The following is a 20457-nucleotide window of genomic DNA, read 5'->3' as shown; positions in this document are numbered from 1 at the left end:
GTAGAACCTCGCGTGCAAATACAAAGAAGAAGGTGAAGAACCCCGTTCTTCACCTTCTTCTTTTATTGTGCTCGCCAGGTGAGGGGGCTTCTTCGGGCGGTTCCTGCGACTCTTCGCCTGAGAGGGCCTGAGGGTCAAGAGCAGCCGATGCTGGCGGGGGCGATGGACGAGCAGGTTGACGTTGCGCACGCCACGCCAGCCGTTCGCGTACACGACTCTCGAAGCCGCGGTCAGTCGGCTCGTAATAGACGCGGCCCTCAAGATTGGGGGGCAGGTGCGTCTGATCGCTCCGGCCTTCGGCAAGGTCGTGGGCATATTCGTAGCCCTTACCATACCCGAGGCCCTTCATCAAACGGGTCGGGGCATTCCGCAGATGCAGGGGCACCGGTTCGTTACGGGTTTCAGCGACATCCTTGAGTGCTGCCCCATACGCCCGATAGACGGCATTGCTCTTGGGGGCCTGGCAAAGATAGACCACCGCCTGCGCAAGCGCCAGCTCACCCTCGGGTTGGCCCAGAAAATGGATCGCCTGCTGCGCCGCAATCGTCTGCGGCAACGCGGCGGGATCAGCCATGCCAATATCTTCCAGGGCCATGCGGACGATGCGCCGCGCAATGTAGAGCGGGTCTTCGCCCCCATCCAGCATCCGCCCAAGCCAGTAGAGCGCCCCATCAGGATCGCTATCACGCACGCTTTTGTGCAAGGCCGAGATCGCATCGTAATGCAGTTCGCCGTGCTTATCATAGCGAGTCGCCCGGGTCTGCAAGGCATCACGAAGATCATCGAGCGTAATCAGGCGTTTGTCGCCAAGGCTCGGTGGCTTGGACAAGACCGCAGCTTCGAGCGCGTTGAGTGCAGTACGGGCATCGCCATTGGACATATTGACCAGATAGCCACGCGCATCGGCAGCAAGCATGACTTTGAATGAACCGAGCCCGCGAACCTCATCGGCCAGTGCCCGATCAACTAGTTGCACCATGGCCTCATCGCTGAGCGCCTGCAGGGTAAAGACCCGCGCCCGTGAAAGCAGGGCGTTATTCACCTCAAAGGAGGGGTTCTCGGTCGTGGCCCCAATCAACGTGATCGTCCCATCTTCGACAAAGGGCAACACCGCATCCTGCTGCGCCTTATTGAAACGATGGATCTCATCAATGAACAGCACCGTCCGCTGCTGAAACATCCCCAGGCGATCCTGCGCCTCCTGGATGACCCGCCGCAGATCATTGACCCCGGCACTCACCGCACTCAGCGGCTCGAAGTGGGCACTAGTACTCGCCGCCATAATGCGGGCCAGCGTCGTCTTGCCACTGCCAGGCGGCCCCCAGAGGATGATCGAAAAGAGCTGATCGGCCATAATCGCCCGCCGCAGCAAGCGCCCCTCGCCAACCAACTCCTCTTGCCCAAGATACTCGTCAAGAGTACGTGGGCGCATCCGTGCCGCCAGGGGAGCCTGATGTTCAAGCGCCTGCGCACGTTGCGCATCAAAGAGCGTCGGACCACCTGTCGAGCCGCGTTTTGGAGGCATACGAGATCACCTGCTGAGGCTAATCTATTTGGCTTGAATTGTACCACAGCCGCCGGGGGCACGGGCGAGCCGGGGGCACGGGCGAGCCGGGGGCACGGGCGAGCCGCCGTGGGCACGGGCGAGCCGTGGGCACGGGCGAGCCGTGCCCCTACCGCCGCGCCGTGCCCTCGTGGACGACTCACGGCAATTCGTACGCGAAGAAGGGGGTCAGGTCGTCCAGGCAACTCGCATCAGGTTCGCGTGTGGGGGTGTCGAGGAAAGCCTTGCTGATCGACATCATGCAGTCGCTGGCATCAATGACGGCGTGGCCACCGCCGGGCAGCACGTAGAAGTAGCTGTTTGACAAACCCTCAGCCGCAAGCAGGCCCCACCTCGGTGGCGTGACCGGATCATACTCACCAGCCAGAATCAGGGTAGGCACCGCGCTCGCTACTGGCGCACGTTCACGGACTGTGGCCGATGCTACATCCCAGATTGGGCAGAGCTCAAAGAAGTTCTCGACGCTCCCAAGCAGCGCTTCGCCTAATTGGGGCGGCATATCGGCGGCCTGGGCACGGGCCTGGTTCATGGTGCTGAACGGTGCCTCTTCGCGACACTCGACTGCATAGAACATAGCCTCGCTATCACTCAGGTCGCCCTCAGCAGCACCCTGACGGCCAAAGCCTGTGCCGCTCTCCTCATAGAGGAAACTGAGCACTGCGGTCTCACTGCGGTCAAGTTCGTCAATCATCAGCGGGATATAACTGATCAGGTCGGTGATGTAGAGCCAGTCAGAGATATGGCTGACCAGGTCAGCACCGCTGACTTCCACTTCGAGCAGTTCACCATCCTCGTCCTCCACCTCAAACAGAATCGGCTCCTCGTCAAGCAGGTCGACCAAGCTATAGAAGCGCTCTTCAAGGTCAGGGAAGGCATCGGCACACTCAGGATCGGACGCACAGCCACGTAGCGTGGCCTGAATGGCGAGCCCGGCATTGAGCGCCTGCTCGTTATACGCATTGACGTTAGGCGGATAGGGCGAGTCGAGGATGACGCTACGCACACCAGCGAAATTGTCGCGCAGCACGGTCATGGCGAGGCGCGTACCATAAGAGATGCCGAGCAGATTGACTTCGTCATAGCCAAGTTGCGCAATCAGGTCAGCCACATCGGCAGCATTAGCCATACTATGATAGGCGTTGAGGTTCACGTCCTCGTCGGCCAGGCGATCGCGACAGGCTTCTGCGGCCGCAAAGGTTGCCTCGTCATCCTCAGCTTCTTCCATTTCAATGCAGTTGAGGCTCGGCCACGAGAGGCCGGTGCCGCGTTGATCGAAGAGGATGATCTCGTACTCGTCACGCAGCGGGCTATCGATCCAGTCGGCGATGCCGAACAGGGCACTGCCACCGGGGCCACCATCAAGATAGATGATCGGGTCGGGCCGGGGCGTTGCGCTGCGACTGGGGATAAGCGCCAGCGCGAGAGCCACTTCGGCCCCTTCTGGATCACTGCGCTCTTCGGGGGCGATCAGGTAGCCACAGGATACACCGAGTTCGTCGAGCTCGAGCTCGAGGTCAAGTAGCCCCAGGAGTTCCGTACAGTCGGTCTCTTCAAGATAGGCTGCATAGTCAGCCAAGTCTTCAGGCAGTGGGGTTGCGGTAGAGGCATATATGGACGTAGCCGGCGCACTGGTGGGCGCGACCGAGACGGGTTCTGGCTCATCGGCACAAGCGGCGAGGGTCAAAGCCAGGATGAGCACCAACAACAGTGGGCGAAGGCGCGTAACAGCATGGAGCATAGGTGGTACCATTTTCATCTACTAATGATTTGTCGTGATAGCGCACTCCAAATTCCTCTGGAGATGTCTGTATTTTATTCCATGACGGCAGCGGCTGCCATCACCCCCACGTACGGGCACGGCGGCGCCCGCCCGTACGGGCACGGCGGCGCCGTGAACACGGCCTCACCCCATCACATGGGTCATGGCAAAGGGGGAGTAAGGGACTATTGAGAGTCAGGCCAGGATCGGGTATGCTAAGAACATCTAGAAGAACGCGGCCCCACTTGATGAGTGGCAAGCAACTGCCTTCCGTTGTGATCCAACAACTTGCTATTATTCCTTCGTATTTCTTCATGATCCTCACAGTATCCCCTCTGGCTCGCCAGAATCGAGAGGGACAGCGAACTTCTTGTAATCCGTGCGAGTGCGGCGACCCACTGGGTCGCCGCTTCGTTTTGCGCCCCTGTGAGCCACGACAAAATCATGGTATGCTGAAATGGAAGGATTTTTCAGCACACCGCGTTCTGCCTGACATACCACCAGAACGCCTGGAACTAGTGATCACATGCATGCTCAACAGGGGAAGACCCTGATCCAACTTGACGGGGTCAGCAAGAGTTACGAAGAGGCAGGACGGAAACGGGTTGTGTTGCACGAACTGAGTCTCCAGGTGAACAGGGGGGAACTGGTCGTGCTGATGGGCAAGAGTGGCAGCGGCAAGAGTACCCTCCTCAACTTGATCAGTGGCATTGACCAACCCGACGCAGGCAAGGTCTGCGTTGACGGCCAGACCCTGAACCAACTCAATGAACGAGCGCGAACCTTATTTCGGCGGCGGAGCGTCGGGTTTGTCTTTCAATTCTTCAACCTGGTACCAACGCTCACCGTTCGTGAGAACGTGCTCTTGCCGCTTGAACTGAATGGACAAACTGGCCCCAAGGCCGAGCGTAAAGCCCAGACGATGCTAGAGGCCGTCGGGCTTGGTGACCGAGGGGCAAGCTATCCTGACCGGCTCAGCGGGGGAGAACAGCAGCGGATCGCCATTGCGCGGGCCCTGGTGCATGACCCGGCGCTGATCCTGGCTGACGAACCGACGGGCAACCTCGATGCGGAAACCGGACGTCAGGTGCTCGATCTGCTTGATCGCCTGACGCGGCAGGCTGGGAAGACCATCGTGATGGTCACGCACGCTCAGTTCCAACGGCATCCTGAGCCGTATCAGGCCAACCAGAACAATACCGATGGGCTCTACCTTGAACCTGATCGCGTCTTTCACGTTATCAACGGCAAGCTTGCCGAAACAACAACCAATGGCACGTACGCATAAAACCAACGCGACGCTTGACACCCCCCGACGCAAAGGTCAACTCCCGACGAAGAGCTGTGCAACGTGCGGGAGACCCTTTGAATGGCGCAAAAAATGGGCCGCTAACTGGCACGAGGTACGCTACTGCTCGGAACACTGCCGACGCAGGCGAACGTGAGCATCCTGGGTTATAATACCGGCGTGATCGCGATCATTTTGAGGAGTACGCAGCGTATGCAACTGACCGAAACCCTTGATCAGTGGATGGGCAAGATCCTCTTTGTGACGGTGCCGCCCCCTGTGCCCGTTGTTGAGGCTGAAGCCGTCGACGTGCTTGAGGAAGGGGCCGAAGTGCCAAGCGCACCTGCTGAGCGGCGCTTTGGGCTGTCGTTGATTATCTCGGGGGTGCGTTGTACCTTGCAATACATGGTCTTGCCGGTGGTACTCCCGCTGATTGGGCTAGCCGGCGACTTTTCGTTGGCCCTGGTGCTTCTGCTTGATGTGATTGCGCTGAGCCTGCTCATCAGCAGCCTGCGCTATTTCTGGCGCAATCGTCACCCACGTCGCTTTGATATGCTCCCGTTGTCGGGCGTGATTCTGCTGCTCATTCTCGGCTCGCTGAGCTTTGATCTGTGGCAGATCTTTAATTAGGGTCTCAGTGCCAGCTACGCTGGCACTGAGACCCTAACGGGGCAGAGGGAAGCTCAGGGTTGGTGGTCAAAGGCTTGCAGCAGGGCCTGGGCGGCGACGGTGACAGGAAGCTTGCCTTCGACAACGTCCCGCTCGATCTGGGGGAGTTGGGCTTTGACGGCGGGATGGGCAAAGAAGTTGGCTTTGAGCTGATCTTCGACCATCGTGTAGACCCACGCGAGCGCCTGATCGCGGCGGCGGGCCGCAAAGACACCCGAGGCGGTCGTTATTTCGCGGAAACGCTCGATCATCGTCCAGACTTCCGGGATGCCTTCGCCGTTCAGCGATGAGCAGGTATAGGTGCGCGGTTTCCACCCCTCGGTAGCGGGGGTCAGGTAGTGCAAAGCACGATTGTACTCGGCCTGGGCACCTTTGGCCTGAGCCCGGTTGGCACCGTCAACTTTGGTGATCACAAGCGCGTCAGCCAGTTCGATGATGCCCTTTTTGATGCCTTGCAGCTCATCGCCGGCGCCCGACAGCATCAATAAGAGAAAGAAATCCACCATCGAGCGCACGGCGATCTCGCTCTGACCGACGCCGACGGTTTCGACCAGGATCACATCAAAGCCAGCCGCTTCACAAAGCAGCATGCTTTCGCGGCTCTTGCGCGCCACGCCACCCAGGCTACCACTGGTTGGCGAAGGCCGAATGAAGGCGTTCGGTTGCTGCGAGAGCACCTCCATCCGCGTTTTATCGCCAAGAATGCTGCCCCGTGTCAATGTACTGCTCGGGTCAACGGCGAGCACGGCGACGTTGTGACCACGTTGGCAAAGCGGGGTGCCAAGCGCTTCAATGAAGGTGCTTTTGCCCACCCCGGGCACACCAGTAATGCCAACCCGGATCGACTTGCCGGTATAAGGCAAGATCGCCTGGATCACCTGCTGGGCTTTGGCAATATGGGCAGGCGCATTGCTCTCGACGAGCGTAATCGTGCGCGCCAGTACCGTGCGATTGCCCGCCAGCACCCCCTGAATGCTCTCTTCCACTGAGAGCGGAGGCCGTCGTTTAGAAGGAGGGAGCGATGGCCTGGTGGATGAACCCGCCAGACCATCGTGTCCACCGGTCACGCCATCCATGACATGAGTGGCAAAGCCTTCAGCCCCCGTTTCCGGAGTCCACTCTGTTGGATGTCTGCGGTCGGTCATGCGGTGCCCCGATCTCCGGCCATCGCCTCGGGATGCGCCGATGGCAGCGGACTCTCTTCTTCAGACTCACCAAGCCGATGGTTGAGTTCGTGCAAGATCTTTTCGGCGGCAACCGGAATGACCGTGCCCGGCCCAAAGATCGCCGAGGCCCCGTGCTCGCGCAGGAAGTCGTAGTCTTGCGCGGGAATGACGCCGCCGACGATGATCATAATATCCTCGCGACCCTGTTCGCGAAGTGCGTCAACGAGTTGGGGGAGCAGCGTTTTGTGCCCGGCGGCGAGGGAACTCATCCCAATGATATGGACGTCGTTCTCGACCGCCTGACGGGCAACCTCATCGGGGGTCTGGAAGAGCGAGCCAATATCAACATCGAAGCCGAGGTCGGCAAAGGCAGTTGCGACCACCTTGGCCCCGCGGTCGTGCCCATCCTGGCCCATCTTGGCGACCAGAATACGGGGGCGGCGTCCTTCACGCTCGGCAAAGTCATCGGTCATCGCACGCACCGTGCGGATCGCTTCGGCATCGCTATATTCGCTGCCATACACCCCAGAGATCGAGCGGATCTGGGCTTTGTACCGCCCAAAGACCTGCTCCATCGCCATCGAGATCTCGCCGAGGCTTGCCCGCACACGGGCAGCCTCGATCGCCAGGCCAAGGAGATTGCCTTCACCGCTTGCGGCCGCCTCGGTGATCGCCCCGAGCGCCGACTTGACGCGGGTCTCATCGCGATTGGCGCGCAGATGAGCGAGCCGATTGAGCTGCGACTCGCGCACGGCGGTATTATCCACCTCAAGGATATCAATCGGATCTTCCTTCGTCATACGGTAGCGATTCACGCCGACGATGGTCTCTTGGCCCGAGTCGATATGGGCCTGACGCCGAGCGGCGGCCTCCTCGATGCGCAACTTGGGCACCCCGGCCTCAATCGCCTTCGCCATCCCACCGAGCCCTTCAACTTCCTGAATATGGCTCCACGCACGGCGCGCAAGCGCATCGGTGAGCGCTTCGAGGTAGTAGGAACCACCCCAGGGATCAACAATCTTGCAGATCCCCGTCTCGTCCTGCAGGAAGAGTTGGGTATTGCGCGCAATGCGCGCCGAGAAATCGGTGGGCAGGGCGATCGCCTCATCAAGCGAATTGGTATGGAGCGACTGGGTATGCCCGAGCGCGGCGGCCATCGCCTCGATACAGGTACGGGCCACATTATTGAACGGATCCTGCTCGGTCAGGCTCCACCCCGACGTTTGTGAATGGGTACGGAGCGCCATCGACTTGGGATCCTTGGGATCAAATTGCTTAATCAACTTGGCCCAGATGAGGCGGCCAGCGCGCATCTTGGCCACTTCCATGAAATAATTCATGCCAATGGCCCAGAAGAAGGAGAGGCGCGGAGCAAACGAGTCAATCGGAATCCCGGCCTGGAGACCGGTGCGCACATATTCGAGGCCGTCAGCCAGAGTATACCCAAGCTCTAGATCGGCGGTTGCGCCAGCCTCTTGCATATGGTAGCCCGAGATACTGATGCTATTGTATTTGGGCATATGTTGCGAGGTATGCGAGAAGATGTCGGCAATAATGCGCATCGAAGGCAAAGGCGGATAGATATACGTATTGCGCACCATGTACTCTTTCAGAATATCATTCTGAATCGTACCGGTCAGCTTCGCCTGGGGAACCCCCTGCTCTTCGGCGGCAACGATGAAGAAAGCGAGCACCGGCACAACCGCGCCGTTCATCGTCATCGAGACCGACATCTGGTCAAGCGGAATGCCATCGAAGAGGATCTTCATATCGAGGATCGAATCGATCGCGACGCCGGCCTTGCCCACATCACCGACCACGCGGGGATGATCCGAGTCATAGCCACGGTGGGTTGCAAGGTCAAAGGCCACCGAGAGGCCCTTCTGACCGGCGGCAAGGTTCCGGCGATAGAAGGCATTGCTCTCTTCAGCCGTCGAGAAACCGGCATACTGGCGCACCGTCCAGGGTTGGGCCACATACATCGTCGGGTAAGGGCCGCGCAGATACGGCGGCACACCTGCCAGATAGCCCAGGTGACCAAGCGACTCAAGATCAGCCTCGGTATAGAGCGGTTTGACGTCAATCTGCTCGATCGTACGCCAGACCAGTTCGTCAAGCGAGACCCCAGCCGCCTGAGCGGCGCTGGTTGCTTCAGCCTTCCACGTCGCATAATCGGGTGTCGAACCGCCGCCGGCATAGGGCAGCGTCGTAAAATCCGGCGTTGCACTCATAGGGCTACTCCTTGTTGCTGCTGGAGGCGGGCCAGGACAGCGTAACAATTGGCACGCAGGTGAATGAAATCATCCACCCCGGCCTGCTTATAAGCGTCAACCTGATCGGCGGGATAGCCCGCCAGGATAACTGTCGTCGAAGGGCGGGCAGCCTTGATCGCACCAGTGAGCGCCGGCACAATCGTCGGGTAGGTATCATCAGTCGAACAGATCACCACCACCGGCGCTTCAGCGGCGAGGGCAGCTTCAGCGGCGGCCTCAGGCGTCTCGAAGGCCTGGTCGCCAACGACTGCAAAGCCACCCGGCTCAAAAAAAGCGGTGGCAAACTCGGTGCGAGCCTTGTGCTGGGCAACCGGCCCCATTTTCGCCAGAAAGATCGTCGGGCGCTGACCACTCGTGGCGGCAAAGGCATCGGCAGCGGCACGCAGCGCCTCAAACTGCTCGGAGGCACGATGGGCGGGAATAGCCTTGAAACGCGGACCCGGCCCCACACTGCACAAAATCGTGGCGATTTCGCTGAGCGAGATCCCATGATCGGCAGCTGCAATAGTCGCTGGCACCAGATCCGAGCGCAGCGCCACCGCCTGGGCGAGGGACTGCAAAGCCTGATCGCGCACCGTAGCGTCGGCGGTAGCACGCATCTTGTGCAAAGCAGCGCCACGTTCCGCCTGTAGGGCCACACTATCGGTCGTCCGCACCACAAGCGGGCGCTCTTTGAGATTGGGGTACATATTGGTACCAACAATCACATCTTTGCGCTGGGCAACCGCCTTGAAGCGTTCCGTACGCGTCTGCGCAACCTGGTCTTGCGGGGTACCCAGGGCCAGCGAGGCCGCCATACCGCCCTCAGCCTCGATCGCCTGGAACATCGCCCAGGCGCTGCGGGCCAGTTCATCGGTGAGCGTCTCGACGGCTGACGAACCGCCGGCCGGATCAATCAAGTGCATAAAATTGCACTCTTGCTGCAGAATGATATGCACATTGCGCGCAATGCGGCGCGAGAACTCATCGGGGAGACCAATGCACTCATCGAAGGGGCTGATATGCAGGCTATCGCAGCCGCCCATCACCGCCGCAAAGGCTTCAGAGGTCACCCGCAGCATATTCGCATGAGCATCGGTACGGGTCTTGGTCCAGGTTGCGGTACGGGCATGAAGCACCATCTTCTGCGCCTCGGCACCACCCCCAAAGGCCGCGATGACCTGTGCCCAGAGCAGCCGTGCCGCCCGGAGGCGGGCAATCTCCATGAAGAACTGGCCGCCAATGGCAAACGAGAAGCGCATCTTGGGCGCAACCTGGTCAACTGAAAGGCCACGATCTTGCATCGCACGCAGATAGGCCACACCCGTTGCGAGCGCATAAGCCAGATCCTGCACCGCGCTACTGCCGCCGTTGCTATAGGGATCGAGGCGCACCAGAATGGTCTGCAACTGGGGGGCATCCGTGATCGCCCAGGCCGTCAGCGCGGCCATCTGATCATAGGCAAAATGAAGGGGCATCGGCAAACCACCTGTTGCCACCATCCTCCCCAGCGGATCCATACCGATGCAGCCCTGCACCTGCTCAGGCGCAACACCGAGGCGTTGCGCGGCAGCCATAATCAGCGCCGTAACCGGCAAGGCATGCACCCCAGCGGCAATCAAGAGCGGCAGACTGGCAAGGTCAAGGCCATCGAGCAGCGTCAGGACATCCTCAACCGAAGCGAGGGACATCCCACCCTTCCCCACCAGATCGGGTGATGCATAAGCCGGAGTCAGGCCAGCCAGCGTCGCCTGGTCAAGGGGCAGATTCAGCATCGTCTGGCCGCGGGGCAGATCGGCGCGTGCCGCCGCATTGACCTCAGCGGGCGAACCATAGGGCAGTTCTTGCGCGATAGCCCAGGGCTTCACGGTAAAACCGAGCGGACTGGTGCCACGCACATAGGGGGGCAGGCCGGGCAGCGCTTTGATATGGGGCAGTTCAGCGGTATCAGCACGAACATAGAGAGGGCGCAGATCGATGCCCTCATACGTCTTTGTGATCAACCTCTTCTCGAACGGCACCCCCTTGAGCGTCTTCTCGGCAGCCTGGCGCCAGGCCTCATACGACGTAGGTGGAAATTCGCTGAAGAGAGCCGGATCTTCGGAATGGGCTGAGTCTGGCGTAGTGACCGCGGGGTCATGCGTCATCGCAAAAACTCCTTTTTCCTGAGACACGCACCACGATCATGCACGTGCCTAATCATCACAAAGCAGAGCACAGGTCAAGTTGAGAAATACTTGAGCAAGATACTTTCCTCTTATGTCGCACAAGCCATACTAAAACACGGGGGATATTACTGTGGAGGATTATAGCATATCTCATCAAAAGTTGTCGGGAGAGTGTGAATAATTGTATAATCCAAATGTTCGCAGAAGAAACCTTACCTAAACCGTGGTCAACGCCCGCAAAAGACTTGCATCTACCGTCAGAGCGCGGTATGATATGTCAAATGATGAGTCCGCAGGAAAGGCAGGGCCTCTATGGATGGCTGGATTATGTTCGGAATCATGGCCTTTGTAATCATCGCACAGGGTGCACTCTGGTCATGGGTATTCATCGAGCGACGCCGCAAAGTTCCCGATGTGAAACTGATGAACTGGCGTGAACTCTATGACGCCAGTCGCAAAGCTATTGACAACTACTACAATAGCATGCGCAATCGCCCCCGTGCACGGCGCTAAGCGCCTGACGCTAGGCACAACTGCTGGAGCGAGCAAAAACCGGCTAGCAAATGCTAGCCGGTTTTTGCTCGCTCCAGCACCTCGCTTAGCGATGCGCCAATTTGCGCAGGCGGGGCAGGTCAATCAAAATAATCGCTTCATCTTCGATGCGGATCATGCCACTCTCGCGCAACTCACCAATGGCTTTGGTGACCGTCTCGCGGTACGAGCCGATCATTTCGGCGAGTTGCTGATGGGTATAGCGCACCACACTCGGGGGGGGGAGTGGTTGAGGTTGCGACATCGCGCTCACCCCGGCCAGATTGAGGAGCACACTGGCAAGCCGCTGCGGAACGCTCTTGAAGGCAATATCAGCGAGTTTATTTTCCATCGCCTGGAGGCGCTGGCCCATCAATTCCATAAACGCCAGGGCGACCTGGGGGTAGCGCTCGATAATCCGGCGCAACGTGTCACGACCCATCACACCAATGACACACTCGGTCATGCCATCGGCAAAGGTGTCGTGGAGCCACTGTCCGACCATGGTCATTTCACCAAAGATCGTCACTGGTTCGAGCACCATCAACGTGAGCGCACGGCCTTCAGGTGACAGTTTGTAGATGCGCACGCGCCCCGAACGCAGCACAAAGAGTTGCTCACCGTACTCATTGGGCGCATGAAAGATCTGGCCGGGCGGATAGACATTGTAGGCAATCAGCCGTTCAACTTCAGCCCGCTCGGTCGGATTCAGGTCACGAAAGATATCGCTCGCGACAACATAGTGAATTGCTGGTTCGTTACTCATGAGGCAAAAAACCGGGTACCGCCCGAGGCAAAACCCGCAAGATTGGTGATGCGCACCTGGGTTGCCCCCGCTGCCAGGGCGTCAAGCGCAGCCCGCACTTTGGGGATCATACCCCCGCTGATCGCACCACGGGCAATGGCCTGCTCAACTGCGGCCTGATCAAGCACAGGCGCAACCTCGCCATCAAGGATCACACCGGGAACATTGCTCACAAAGACCAGTTCGCTCGGGGCGAGCGCACCAGCCACCGCCTGAGCTACCATATCGGCATTAACATTGTAGCTCAGCCCATCGTCGAGGCCAAGCGCCACTGGGGCAAAGGTCGGAACCCAACCCTGGGTGAGCATCCCATGAAGCGCAGTAGCATCAACCAGGGTAATCAGGCCGACACGCCCAAGGTTGATCCCGTCAGGACGATGAGGCACGCAGCGCAACAGGCCAAGATCAAGCCCGCTGAGCCCGAGCGCTCGCACGCCAACCCGTACCAGGCTCGCAACAACGCGCTGGTTGATCGTCCCACACACAACTTGCTGCATCACAGCCATGGCCTCGGGGGAAGTGACCCGTAGCCCAGCGATGAACTCGTTGGGCACACCAGTCTGCGCAAGTGCCGCCGTGATTTCTTTGCCTCCGCCATGCACAAGCACCAGTGGCCCAGCAAACGCAGCCACTGCCTCGGTCAACTCGGTCAGGAACGCCGGGTCGTCAAGCTCGTTGCCGCCAACTTTCACAACAGTAATCTGTTTCACAGGTATCCTATGCTGTCCGCGTGTCGTTCCCGCATACGCGGGAACCCAGATCTGGGCCATCCTGTACCAAACACGGCGTGGCAAGCACCGCTGCGGTAGACGCTCTATCAAGCAGCCATGCGTAGGTCAGGTGCAACCCTTTGAGGGCCTCTGGCCCCCAAACCCCCGCCGAAAGGCGTAGCTTGATGAGGATAACAGGTTATAGCATAACAATGATCAATTGATTGCGCAACCTGATATGCTATACTCATAGTACGACCTGCGCATACGATGGAGGGTGTGTCCGCGATGGCCGTACTGCGCCTCCTCGCTCGGATCTGGCTCGTTTTACTTGGTACCACCACACTCGTGCTGGTGCTTGCTGTTCTAGCCCGCTGGTTCATCCCGTTGACGCCATGGGCCTCAGTCCCCACGTTGCTTGCGATCAACCCGCCTGATGGTGCGGTTGATGTGCGCCCGCGTGATGCCCTTGCGCTGCAGTTTGCGGTGCCTATGAATCGGGCAAGTGTTGAGCAGGCCCTTTCGATTGAGCCACTAGTCCCGGGGGATCTGCTCTGGTCACCTGATGCCCAGACGCTGACCTTGCGCCCTACCGAGCGCCTGACGTCGGCCATGACCTATACGGTGCGCCTTGACCAGGTGGCCCTGAGCCGCTGGTGGCGACCACTCGAAGACCCCGTCGAGGTGGTGTTCCGTACCGCAGTTGAACCTGCCGTCCTTGCGGCACTGCCCAAAGGGGACGGCATTGCGCTCGATACGGCGGTGGCCCTGGTCTTTAGTCAACCAATGGTCGCGCCTGATCAGGTGCAACAACCCTTCACGCCAACCTTTCTGCAGCTTGAGCCGTCAGCTGAAGTTGCCGGTCAGTGGCTTGATCAATTTACCCTGTTGATCCGGCCCCTGCGTCCGTTGCTTCCCGCAACCGATTATACCGTGACCGTGGCAGCAACGCTGACCGACCTGCGTGGCATTGAACTGGGAACGCCAGTGAGTTGGGCGTTTGCCACACGCTGGCCCGTATGGCACTCACGAACGCCTGAACCCGGGGCGTCTGCAGTCACGCCTCGTACCACGCTGAGCTTCGTGCTCGATGCTCCGGTTCCGCTGGAACAGTTACGGCAGGCGCTCGTGATGAGTCCGACAATCGAAGGTGAGTTAGCCACGGCGCAAGTTGGGGCAACCCAGGTGGTTACGTTTACCCCCACATCAGGCTGGGCCTACGGGACGAGCTATGCGGTGCAACTGGGCGAGTCACCGTCAGGTCAGCGAGGAGCCGCCGAGATCTGGCGTTTTCAGGTTGAACCACAACCCCGCTTGATTGCCTTCTTTCCCGGCCAGGGCCAGATCTTGCCGCCAGAAGAGACCATTCGCTTGATCTTTAGTACGCCGATGGACGCCACGTCGCTTGAGGCAAATGTGCGTTTTGAGCCACCAGTCGCTGATCTCGCGCTGACAACCAGTTCGAGCGAGGTGTTGCTGCGACCCGAGCTTGAACCGTCAACCCTTTATACGTTGACCGTTGCCGCTGACGCACGCGATCGCAATGGTGAGCCCCTCGGAACTGATGCAGTTGTGTCGCTCCGCACGGCCCCGGCCACGCCGTCACTCGCGGTTCCTGGTGCCTTTGCTGATCTGGTCAGCCTCGAACCTTCTATGCCGGCAACGCTCGATCTCGCGCTGCGCAATGTCTCGGGACTGAATGTCAGTCTCTATCCGCTCGATCAGCCTGCCCTCTTGCGCTTTATGGCGTTGCGCCCTGAAGAACGCGCCGGGTTTGTCCCCGAGCGCTACGGGCAGGCACCATCACGCATCTGGCGTGCGCCAGGCACAACGGGGCCCGATCAACTTGTGCGCCAGAGTTTGCCCATCGGGCCGGTTGATGGCGAACCGCTTGATCCCGGGGCCTACTATGTACGGCTGACAACCCCTGAAGGGCCGCGAGCCGACTTGGTTGTGCTCGTGAATACGACCCGCCTCCTGGTACAGCACTACCCCAACCAGGTCTTGATCTGGGCGAGTGATCGTGCCGGGACGCCGCGTGGCGATCTGCCGGTGGCCCTGTTTCGCAACGAACGCCTGGTCGCCCGTGGACGCACGGATGCCAATGGAACCTGGATCGCCTCGGGGCTCACAGAGAACACGGGGAGCCTGCTCGCACTGACAGAGGATGGCGAACCGGCGGTTGTGCAGACTGACTGGCGCCTGGTGACCCCAGATGCGACCCGTCCCTCGTTCAGTGCGCTGCTCTTTCCCGATCAGTCAATCTATCATCCTGGTGAGACGATCACGGTGACCGGGTTTGCCGGCCAACAATCAGGCAACCTGCTTGCCAGCCCACCAACATGCCGCCTCCAACTGCGCCAGCCAATTGGCAACCCGGTCGGCCTCGCAACAACCTGCCAATTCGAGCCAACCACTGGTCTCGTGAGTGGGACACTGGTTTTGGCGAGCCGTACGGCACCCGGGCCATACCGGCTCGCCGCAACGCTCGGGGATGCGCAGATCCTGATGCCCGTGCGCGTTGTGTCACCTGGAGCACCCTCGTTTGAGCTCAAGGCTACGCCACTGAATGAGCGTGAACTCGAAGTGACGGTGCAGCGGAATGGCCTGCCCCCACTTGAGACCAGACTTGCCTGGAGTCTTACGCTCGAAGCCGTGGCCCCACCCGCACCGCCTGACGGCTTTGTGGCCGACACACCAGCGTTGCCGACACCTCTGACCCTCACCGGCGAGGGCCAAACCGATGCCCAGGGGCGTCTGAAGTTGAGTCTGCCAACATCTGGCGAAGGGTTGCACGCAATGACCTATGTGCTGCTCGTTACCATCGATGGTCAGCCTGAGCCTGTCATGGTCGAAGGTGTGCTTACACCAGGCCGCAACAATCTTGCGCTGCGCCTACCGCGCCGCCTTGTGGCAACCGACCAGCGCAGCCAGGTCGAAGTCCTGGTACGCGATGGGCGTGGTCAGGCTGTCGCGAATGTCCCGGTGCAACTCGAAGTCTTGCGCGCAGACAACGCAACTGCCCCGATCTTGACCCGCCAGATGGTGAGCGACGCTGATGGCCTCGCCAGCACCGAAGTGGTGCAACTGAATCCTGGTGAGTACAATGTGCTCGTGCGGAGCGGCACCGTCACCCACCAGCAACCACTCTGGGTCTATGGGCAGCGCTTTATCGGGTGGAGTACAAATGAGCGAAGATTTGCGCTGGTGACTGATCGTGAGCGGTATCAGCCTGGTGATCTTGCCCGGCTGTTGATCGCTGCTCCGGTCAGTCAAGGCAACATCCTGTTGACGATCGCGGGCGATGGCTTGCAACAGGTCGAGGTACTGACGGTGCAACCCGGCCAGGTCTTTAACCTCCCGATCACGGCAGAGATGGCCCCAGGTATCGTACTCGGGGCGGTGATTGATACAGGCAGCACCTATCTTGCCGGAACGACACGTCTGTTGGTGGAGGGGGAAGAAGCGGCCCAGGCGCTACGCATTGCCTCCAGTCCCACCGAGGTGCGCCCCGGGGCGTCAGTAGCGCTCACACTTACGACGAGCGCCGACCCAGGCCAGGCTGCCTCCGACCTCCTGGTCACGCTCGGGGCAGTCGAGCACCTGCCCAACGCGGTTGATCTGCGTCTCTTTGCGCCCGAACCGTCGCTGGCACCAGTGATCGCTGCCGTTCCTCCACAGGGCGCAACCGTGGCCCCAGCACGCCTCAATACGCCCCAACCCCAACTGATGCCGTTGGCCTACCGACGTGTCCCCGCATTGCGCCCAGATGGCGAGACGGTGTTCGCAGGCACACTTGATGCGCCGACCACCGCTGGGACGTGGCGGCTCACTGCGTATGCCTTCGGGTCAAACGCACGTCCTGTTGCCGACGCAACAACGCTTACCACAACTCTTCCGATTGCAACCCGGCTGATCGCACCAGTCATCCTGGGGCCAACCGATGAAGGTCAGATCGATCTTGCGCTTACCAATACGAGCCCCTTCAGCCGCACGCTCACCGTGCGCGCCACCACCAGCGCCCTCGAACTGACCCCGGTCAGTGCAGGTGGACAGACGATCAGCCTGGCCCCCGGCGAGACGACCGCGCTAGCGTGGCAGGCAAGCCTGGAACCTCAGGTGAACGAGGGGAGCGTACGCCTTGCGATCAACGGTGATGAACTGGGTGAACGACTTGAACATACGCTCACCCGGACCACGCTGCTCCCCACTCTCACCCAGCAGAGCATCACCGTGGCAAGGAGTGGAGCCCTGACAACGCGGGTTGACCTTGCCGAGAGCGAGCGGCTTGTGCTAGCCTTTGCGCCTGGTCTACGGGCCGCGCTTGCCACCCAGGCCGAAGCGCTCGTCCAGATCAGCGACCGTTCCAACGAAGAAGTAGCTGCCCTTGCCCTGATTGCCGCAGGTCTGGCCAGTAGCAATGATGAGCCTGAAGCGCGCCTGTGGGTCGACGTAGCGCGTGATGCGCTGGCCGAGCTCGAGGGGGCGCAAGCAAGCGATGGGGGCTGGGGATGGTGGCCGGGCACAACTTCCGAACCCTTTGTGACTGCCTTTGCCCTGGAAGCGCAACTCGCCGTGCGCACGCTGCTCAACGATCCGCGCCCACCCGACCTGCGGGCAATCAGCTACCTGGGACGGGTCGGCTCAACCGTGGATGCCGACACCCGAGCCTATCTCACCTATGTGCTGCATCGGGCTGGACGAAGCGATCCAGGGATCGGAGGCGTGCGCAGCGAAGGGCTCGAAGCCGATGGGTTAGCGTTTCTGGCGCTGACCTTGCCAGTCAATCAGGCCGCGCCGCTGATCGACCAACTCAGCAGCCTGGCCGTGCGTGAACCAGCGCGCCCCGGTGCAAGCACAGCGATTCACTGGCACAGCGAACAGCCCGGTGCGCTTCCCCGTAGCCCCACCGCCATCACTGGTGCCGTCACCCAGGCCTTGCGCAATCGGCGGCCTGGATCGGCCGATCTGCCAGGGGCCAGCCAGTCCCTCCTAGAAGCCTGGACGGCCCGGGGATGGCCGAGTGCCTATGACGCGGCACGGGTGGCCGTTGCACTCCTGCCCGGTTCACCAGCGACCGAGGCAACCTCGGTGCGCCTCACCGTTGATGGCGTACCAGTACTTGACACCGAGGCAACCGTAACGCGAACGGTACGCACTGAGCTCGCCACAACTGGGCTAGCCGCGCAGCCTGAACTACGCATGACAACATCGCGTGACGAGCCTTACCTCTTGGCGTATCAACTGCTTGCAGTCGCGCCTCCAGACAAGGCGCGCCTCTTTGTCCTCGAACAAGCGTTGCTTGACCCAACCAATGGCGCACCACTTGATCCCGCCAACCTTCAGGTAGGCCAATTGATCAGCATCAGACTGACGACCGTCATTATCCAACCGACCCTGCGGGCCGACCTGCGCGTCAAATTCCCTGCCGGCATCGAGCCGCTCGACCTATCAGCGCAAGCACCGTGGATCCACGCAGCGGCAACGAGCCACGACGGACAGATCATTCGGCTCGGCGGCACCAACCTTGTGCCGGGGGTCTACACCCACACGATCACCGGGCGCGCCCGTCTTGCTGGGCGTTACAGCGGCCCCGAAGCACAACTTGAAGCCCTCTACGAACCTGAAGCAGGCGTGAGCGTAACGACTGACGAAGTTCTTACGCTTGCCCCGTGAAGCTATGGACTCACTCCGCAGATCCGCGGATCGCGGGGAGTGAGCATCCTTGAGAGAAGAAATCATGCGACCTTATCCTCCGCGGCGGGGCCTGAGCATACTCATAGTGGCGCTGCTCATCGCAAGCATCCTTCCAAGTACAGGCTATGCCCAGCAAGGCTCAGTTCCAGTACATGGCCCCACCGGTTCGGCGGTCTTCGGACTCAACTCCCATCTGGCTACCCGTTATCCCGACGCAACCACGATGGACATTCCAGCGGCGCTGGTGAGCGAACTAGGCGTCACGTGGGTGCGCGAAGATTTTCACTGGCACCGTGTCCAGCCCCAGCCCGACGTCTGGGACTGGACCTTTACCGACGCAGCGATGCGCGCCCTCTTGAGTCGCAACATCAACGTCCTTGGCGTCCTGGGTCCTTCGGTCGGCTGGGCAACCCCGTACCCAGGCGACCCGAATAACGATGTCTCATACTACGCCCCTGATCCCGACGCCTTTGCCGCGTACGCCCAGCGTGTCGTCACACGCTATCGTCGTTATGTCAATCATTGGGAGATCTGGAACGAGCCGGATCACCCGATCTTCTGGCGGCCTGCACCTGATGCTGCGGCCTACACGCGGCTTTTGATCAAAACAGCCACGGCCATTCGCGCCGCTGATCCAAGTGCAACGATTCTGATTGGCGGGATCAACCCCTACGATACGACGTTCTTGCGCAACGTAGCGGCACAGGGTGGCTGGAACAGCTTTGATGTCCTGGCAATCCACCCGTACGTCGACCCCTACGGACCCGAGGATGGCAACCTGGCGGCAGCACTCACGGATGTCCGCGCCGTTGCCACCCAGCACGGACAGAAGCCGATCTGGGTCACCGAGGTGGGCTGGGCAAGTGGGCCAGGCGATCGCGATGCGGTGGGGCGAACCAACGAGCAGATGCAGGCCGATTACCTTGTCCGCGCCAACCTGATGCTCTGGGAAGCGGGGGTCGAGAAGATCTTCTGGTACAGCTTCAAGGATGACGCGCACAACCCCTATGGCCTGATCAGATATGGCAGTGGGCGCGCCGACTACCGCTTACGGAAACCAGCCTTTGACGCCTTGCGCACCCTCAACCAGCAGCTAGCCGGGGCAACGTATGTGAGCAGGCGTGATCTTTTTCAAATGAACGTGGTTGACAACTTTGAAACCTTCGCCACCTGGCAGCGGGTCAGCGAACCCAACGGCACGCTACGCCCGAGCAGTCGTGCGCGGAGTGGACGCAACGGGGCAGAATTGAGCTATAATTTTGCGACGACAGGCAATGATTACGTCGCTTTTGAACGTCAACCAGCGTTGCCGCTCCTTGGCGAACCCTATGCCGTCGGCGTATGGGTCTATGGAGATGGCAGCCCGCACAATCTGAAGGTCTTGATCCGCGATGCCGAAGGCGAAGTCTTACAATTCGTGCTTGGCCCGGCAGGAGCACCAGGCTGGCACTTTCTGCGTGTCCCGATCCTGGGCGAAGTCGAACCAGGCAACGTCATCGTCCCAGGCGGAAACCGACGGGTCGATTTTCCGGCCTCACTCGTGACGATTGTCTTTGACGACATTGTAGACAGCTTTGTTGGCAGCGGAACCATCTGGCTCGATGATCTCACGGTCATCACCGGCTACGAGGTGTATGATCTGCGCCTCCAACGGGGCAGCGAAGCCCTCGACATTCTCTGGTCACCGCCGGGGGCGTGGGTCAACCTGGCAACGCGGGCGAACAGCGGGCGCATCATTGATCGCTCGGGTAACGTGCGCACCGTCGAAGCCCAGGGCGGGCAGATACGGATCGACGTGGGAAGTGCGCCGGTGTACCTGTGGCATCAGCGCTAGGCGCTGACCATCCA

13 protein-coding genes are annotated in these 20457 nt (G+C 60.4%); 6 read left to right on the top strand and 7 right to left on the bottom strand.

Features of this window, described 5'->3' with window-relative positions; all coding sequences use genetic code 11:
• Positions 1-49: 49 nt before the first annotated feature.
• Positions 50-1525, bottom strand: a complete 1476-nt coding sequence (locus A9Q02_RS13160) for a replication-associated recombination protein A (RefSeq protein ID WP_097653546.1) — start codon at positions 1523-1525, stop codon at positions 50-52.
• 178 nt (positions 1526-1703) lie between these two features.
• The gene (locus tag A9Q02_RS13155) at positions 1704-3302 is read right to left on the bottom strand and encodes an alpha/beta fold hydrolase (RefSeq protein ID WP_172450950.1); all 1599 of its coding nucleotides are present in this window, start codon (positions 3300-3302) and stop codon (positions 1704-1706) included.
• A gap of 547 nt (positions 3303-3849) precedes the next feature.
• Here A9Q02_RS13155 and A9Q02_RS13150 point away from each other — a divergent pair.
• From A9Q02_RS13150 to A9Q02_RS13140, 3 genes are read left to right on the top strand one after another with little or no spacing between them, the layout of a single operon-like run.
• Positions 3850-4611 carry an ABC transporter ATP-binding protein gene (locus A9Q02_RS13150; protein WP_097653544.1) on the top strand — a complete coding sequence of 254 codons (762 nt, stop codon included), beginning with the start codon at positions 3850-3852 and terminating at the stop codon, positions 4609-4611.
• A complete protein-coding gene (locus A9Q02_RS13145; RefSeq protein WP_483862430.1) occupies positions 4526-4768 on the top strand; it encodes a DUF2256 domain-containing protein in 243 nt (80 codons plus the stop codon). The genes A9Q02_RS13150 and A9Q02_RS13145 overlap by 86 nt, the downstream gene beginning before the upstream one ends.
• A gap of 56 nt (positions 4769-4824) precedes the next feature.
• Positions 4825-5241, top strand: a complete 417-nt coding sequence (locus A9Q02_RS13140; protein WP_097653552.1) for a hypothetical protein — start codon at positions 4825-4827, stop codon at positions 5239-5241.
• A gap of 53 nt (positions 5242-5294) precedes the next feature.
• Here A9Q02_RS13140 and meaB read toward each other — a convergent pair whose 3' ends face one another.
• From meaB to A9Q02_RS13125, 3 genes are read right to left on the bottom strand one after another with little or no spacing between them, the layout of a single operon-like run.
• The gene (gene meaB, locus A9Q02_RS13135; protein ID WP_097653542.1) at positions 5295-6425 is read right to left on the bottom strand and encodes a methylmalonyl Co-A mutase-associated GTPase MeaB; all 1131 of its coding nucleotides are present in this window, start codon (positions 6423-6425) and stop codon (positions 5295-5297) included.
• Positions 6422-8677, bottom strand: a complete 2256-nt coding sequence (scpA, locus tag A9Q02_RS13130) for a methylmalonyl-CoA mutase (RefSeq protein ID WP_097653541.1) — start codon at positions 8675-8677, stop codon at positions 6422-6424. Before scpA ends, meaB begins: the two co-directional genes overlap by 4 nt.
• A complete protein-coding gene (locus A9Q02_RS13125) occupies positions 8674-10845 on the bottom strand; it encodes a methylmalonyl-CoA mutase family protein (protein ID WP_097653540.1) in 2172 nt (723 codons plus the stop codon). The genes scpA and A9Q02_RS13125 overlap by 4 nt, the downstream gene beginning before the upstream one ends.
• 333 nt (positions 10846-11178) lie before the next feature.
• Here A9Q02_RS13125 and A9Q02_RS23725 point away from each other — a divergent pair, with 333 nt between their 5' ends.
• Entirely contained in the window at positions 11179-11379 is a 201-nt protein-coding gene (locus A9Q02_RS23725) for a hypothetical protein (protein ID WP_141508892.1), read from the top strand.
• A gap of 85 nt (positions 11380-11464) precedes the next feature.
• Here A9Q02_RS23725 and A9Q02_RS13115 read toward each other — a convergent pair whose 3' ends face one another.
• A complete protein-coding gene (locus A9Q02_RS13115; protein ID WP_097653539.1) occupies positions 11465-12163 on the bottom strand; it encodes a Crp/Fnr family transcriptional regulator in 699 nt (232 codons plus the stop codon).
• Complete coding sequence (gene argB, locus A9Q02_RS13110; RefSeq protein WP_097653538.1) at positions 12160-12912, bottom strand: acetylglutamate kinase; 753 nt, start codon at positions 12910-12912, stop codon at positions 12160-12162. The genes A9Q02_RS13115 and argB overlap by 4 nt, the downstream gene beginning before the upstream one ends.
• 288 nt (positions 12913-13200) lie before the next feature.
• On the opposite strand from argB, the gene A9Q02_RS13105 reads away from it, so the two are divergent.
• On the top strand, positions 13201-18588 hold the full coding sequence (locus A9Q02_RS13105) for an Ig-like domain-containing alpha-2-macroglobulin family protein (protein WP_172450948.1): 5388 nt from the start codon (positions 13201-13203) through the stop codon (positions 18586-18588).
• Positions 18589-18652: 64 nt separating this feature from the next.
• Positions 18653-20443 (top strand): glycosyl hydrolase, encoded by a 1791-nt coding sequence (locus A9Q02_RS13100; RefSeq protein ID WP_097653536.1) that lies wholly within the window; start codon positions 18653-18655, stop codon positions 20441-20443.
• The last annotated feature ends 14 nt before the right edge of the window (positions 20444-20457 follow it).

The sequence above is a fragment of the Candidatus Chloroploca asiatica genome, assembly GCF_002532075.1.
Lineage (GTDB): Bacteria > Chloroflexota > Chloroflexia > Chloroflexales > Chloroflexaceae > Chloroploca > Chloroploca asiatica.
The sequence above is the reverse complement of the archived record's forward strand: the minus strand, read 5'-3'. Positions and strand labels throughout refer to the sequence as shown.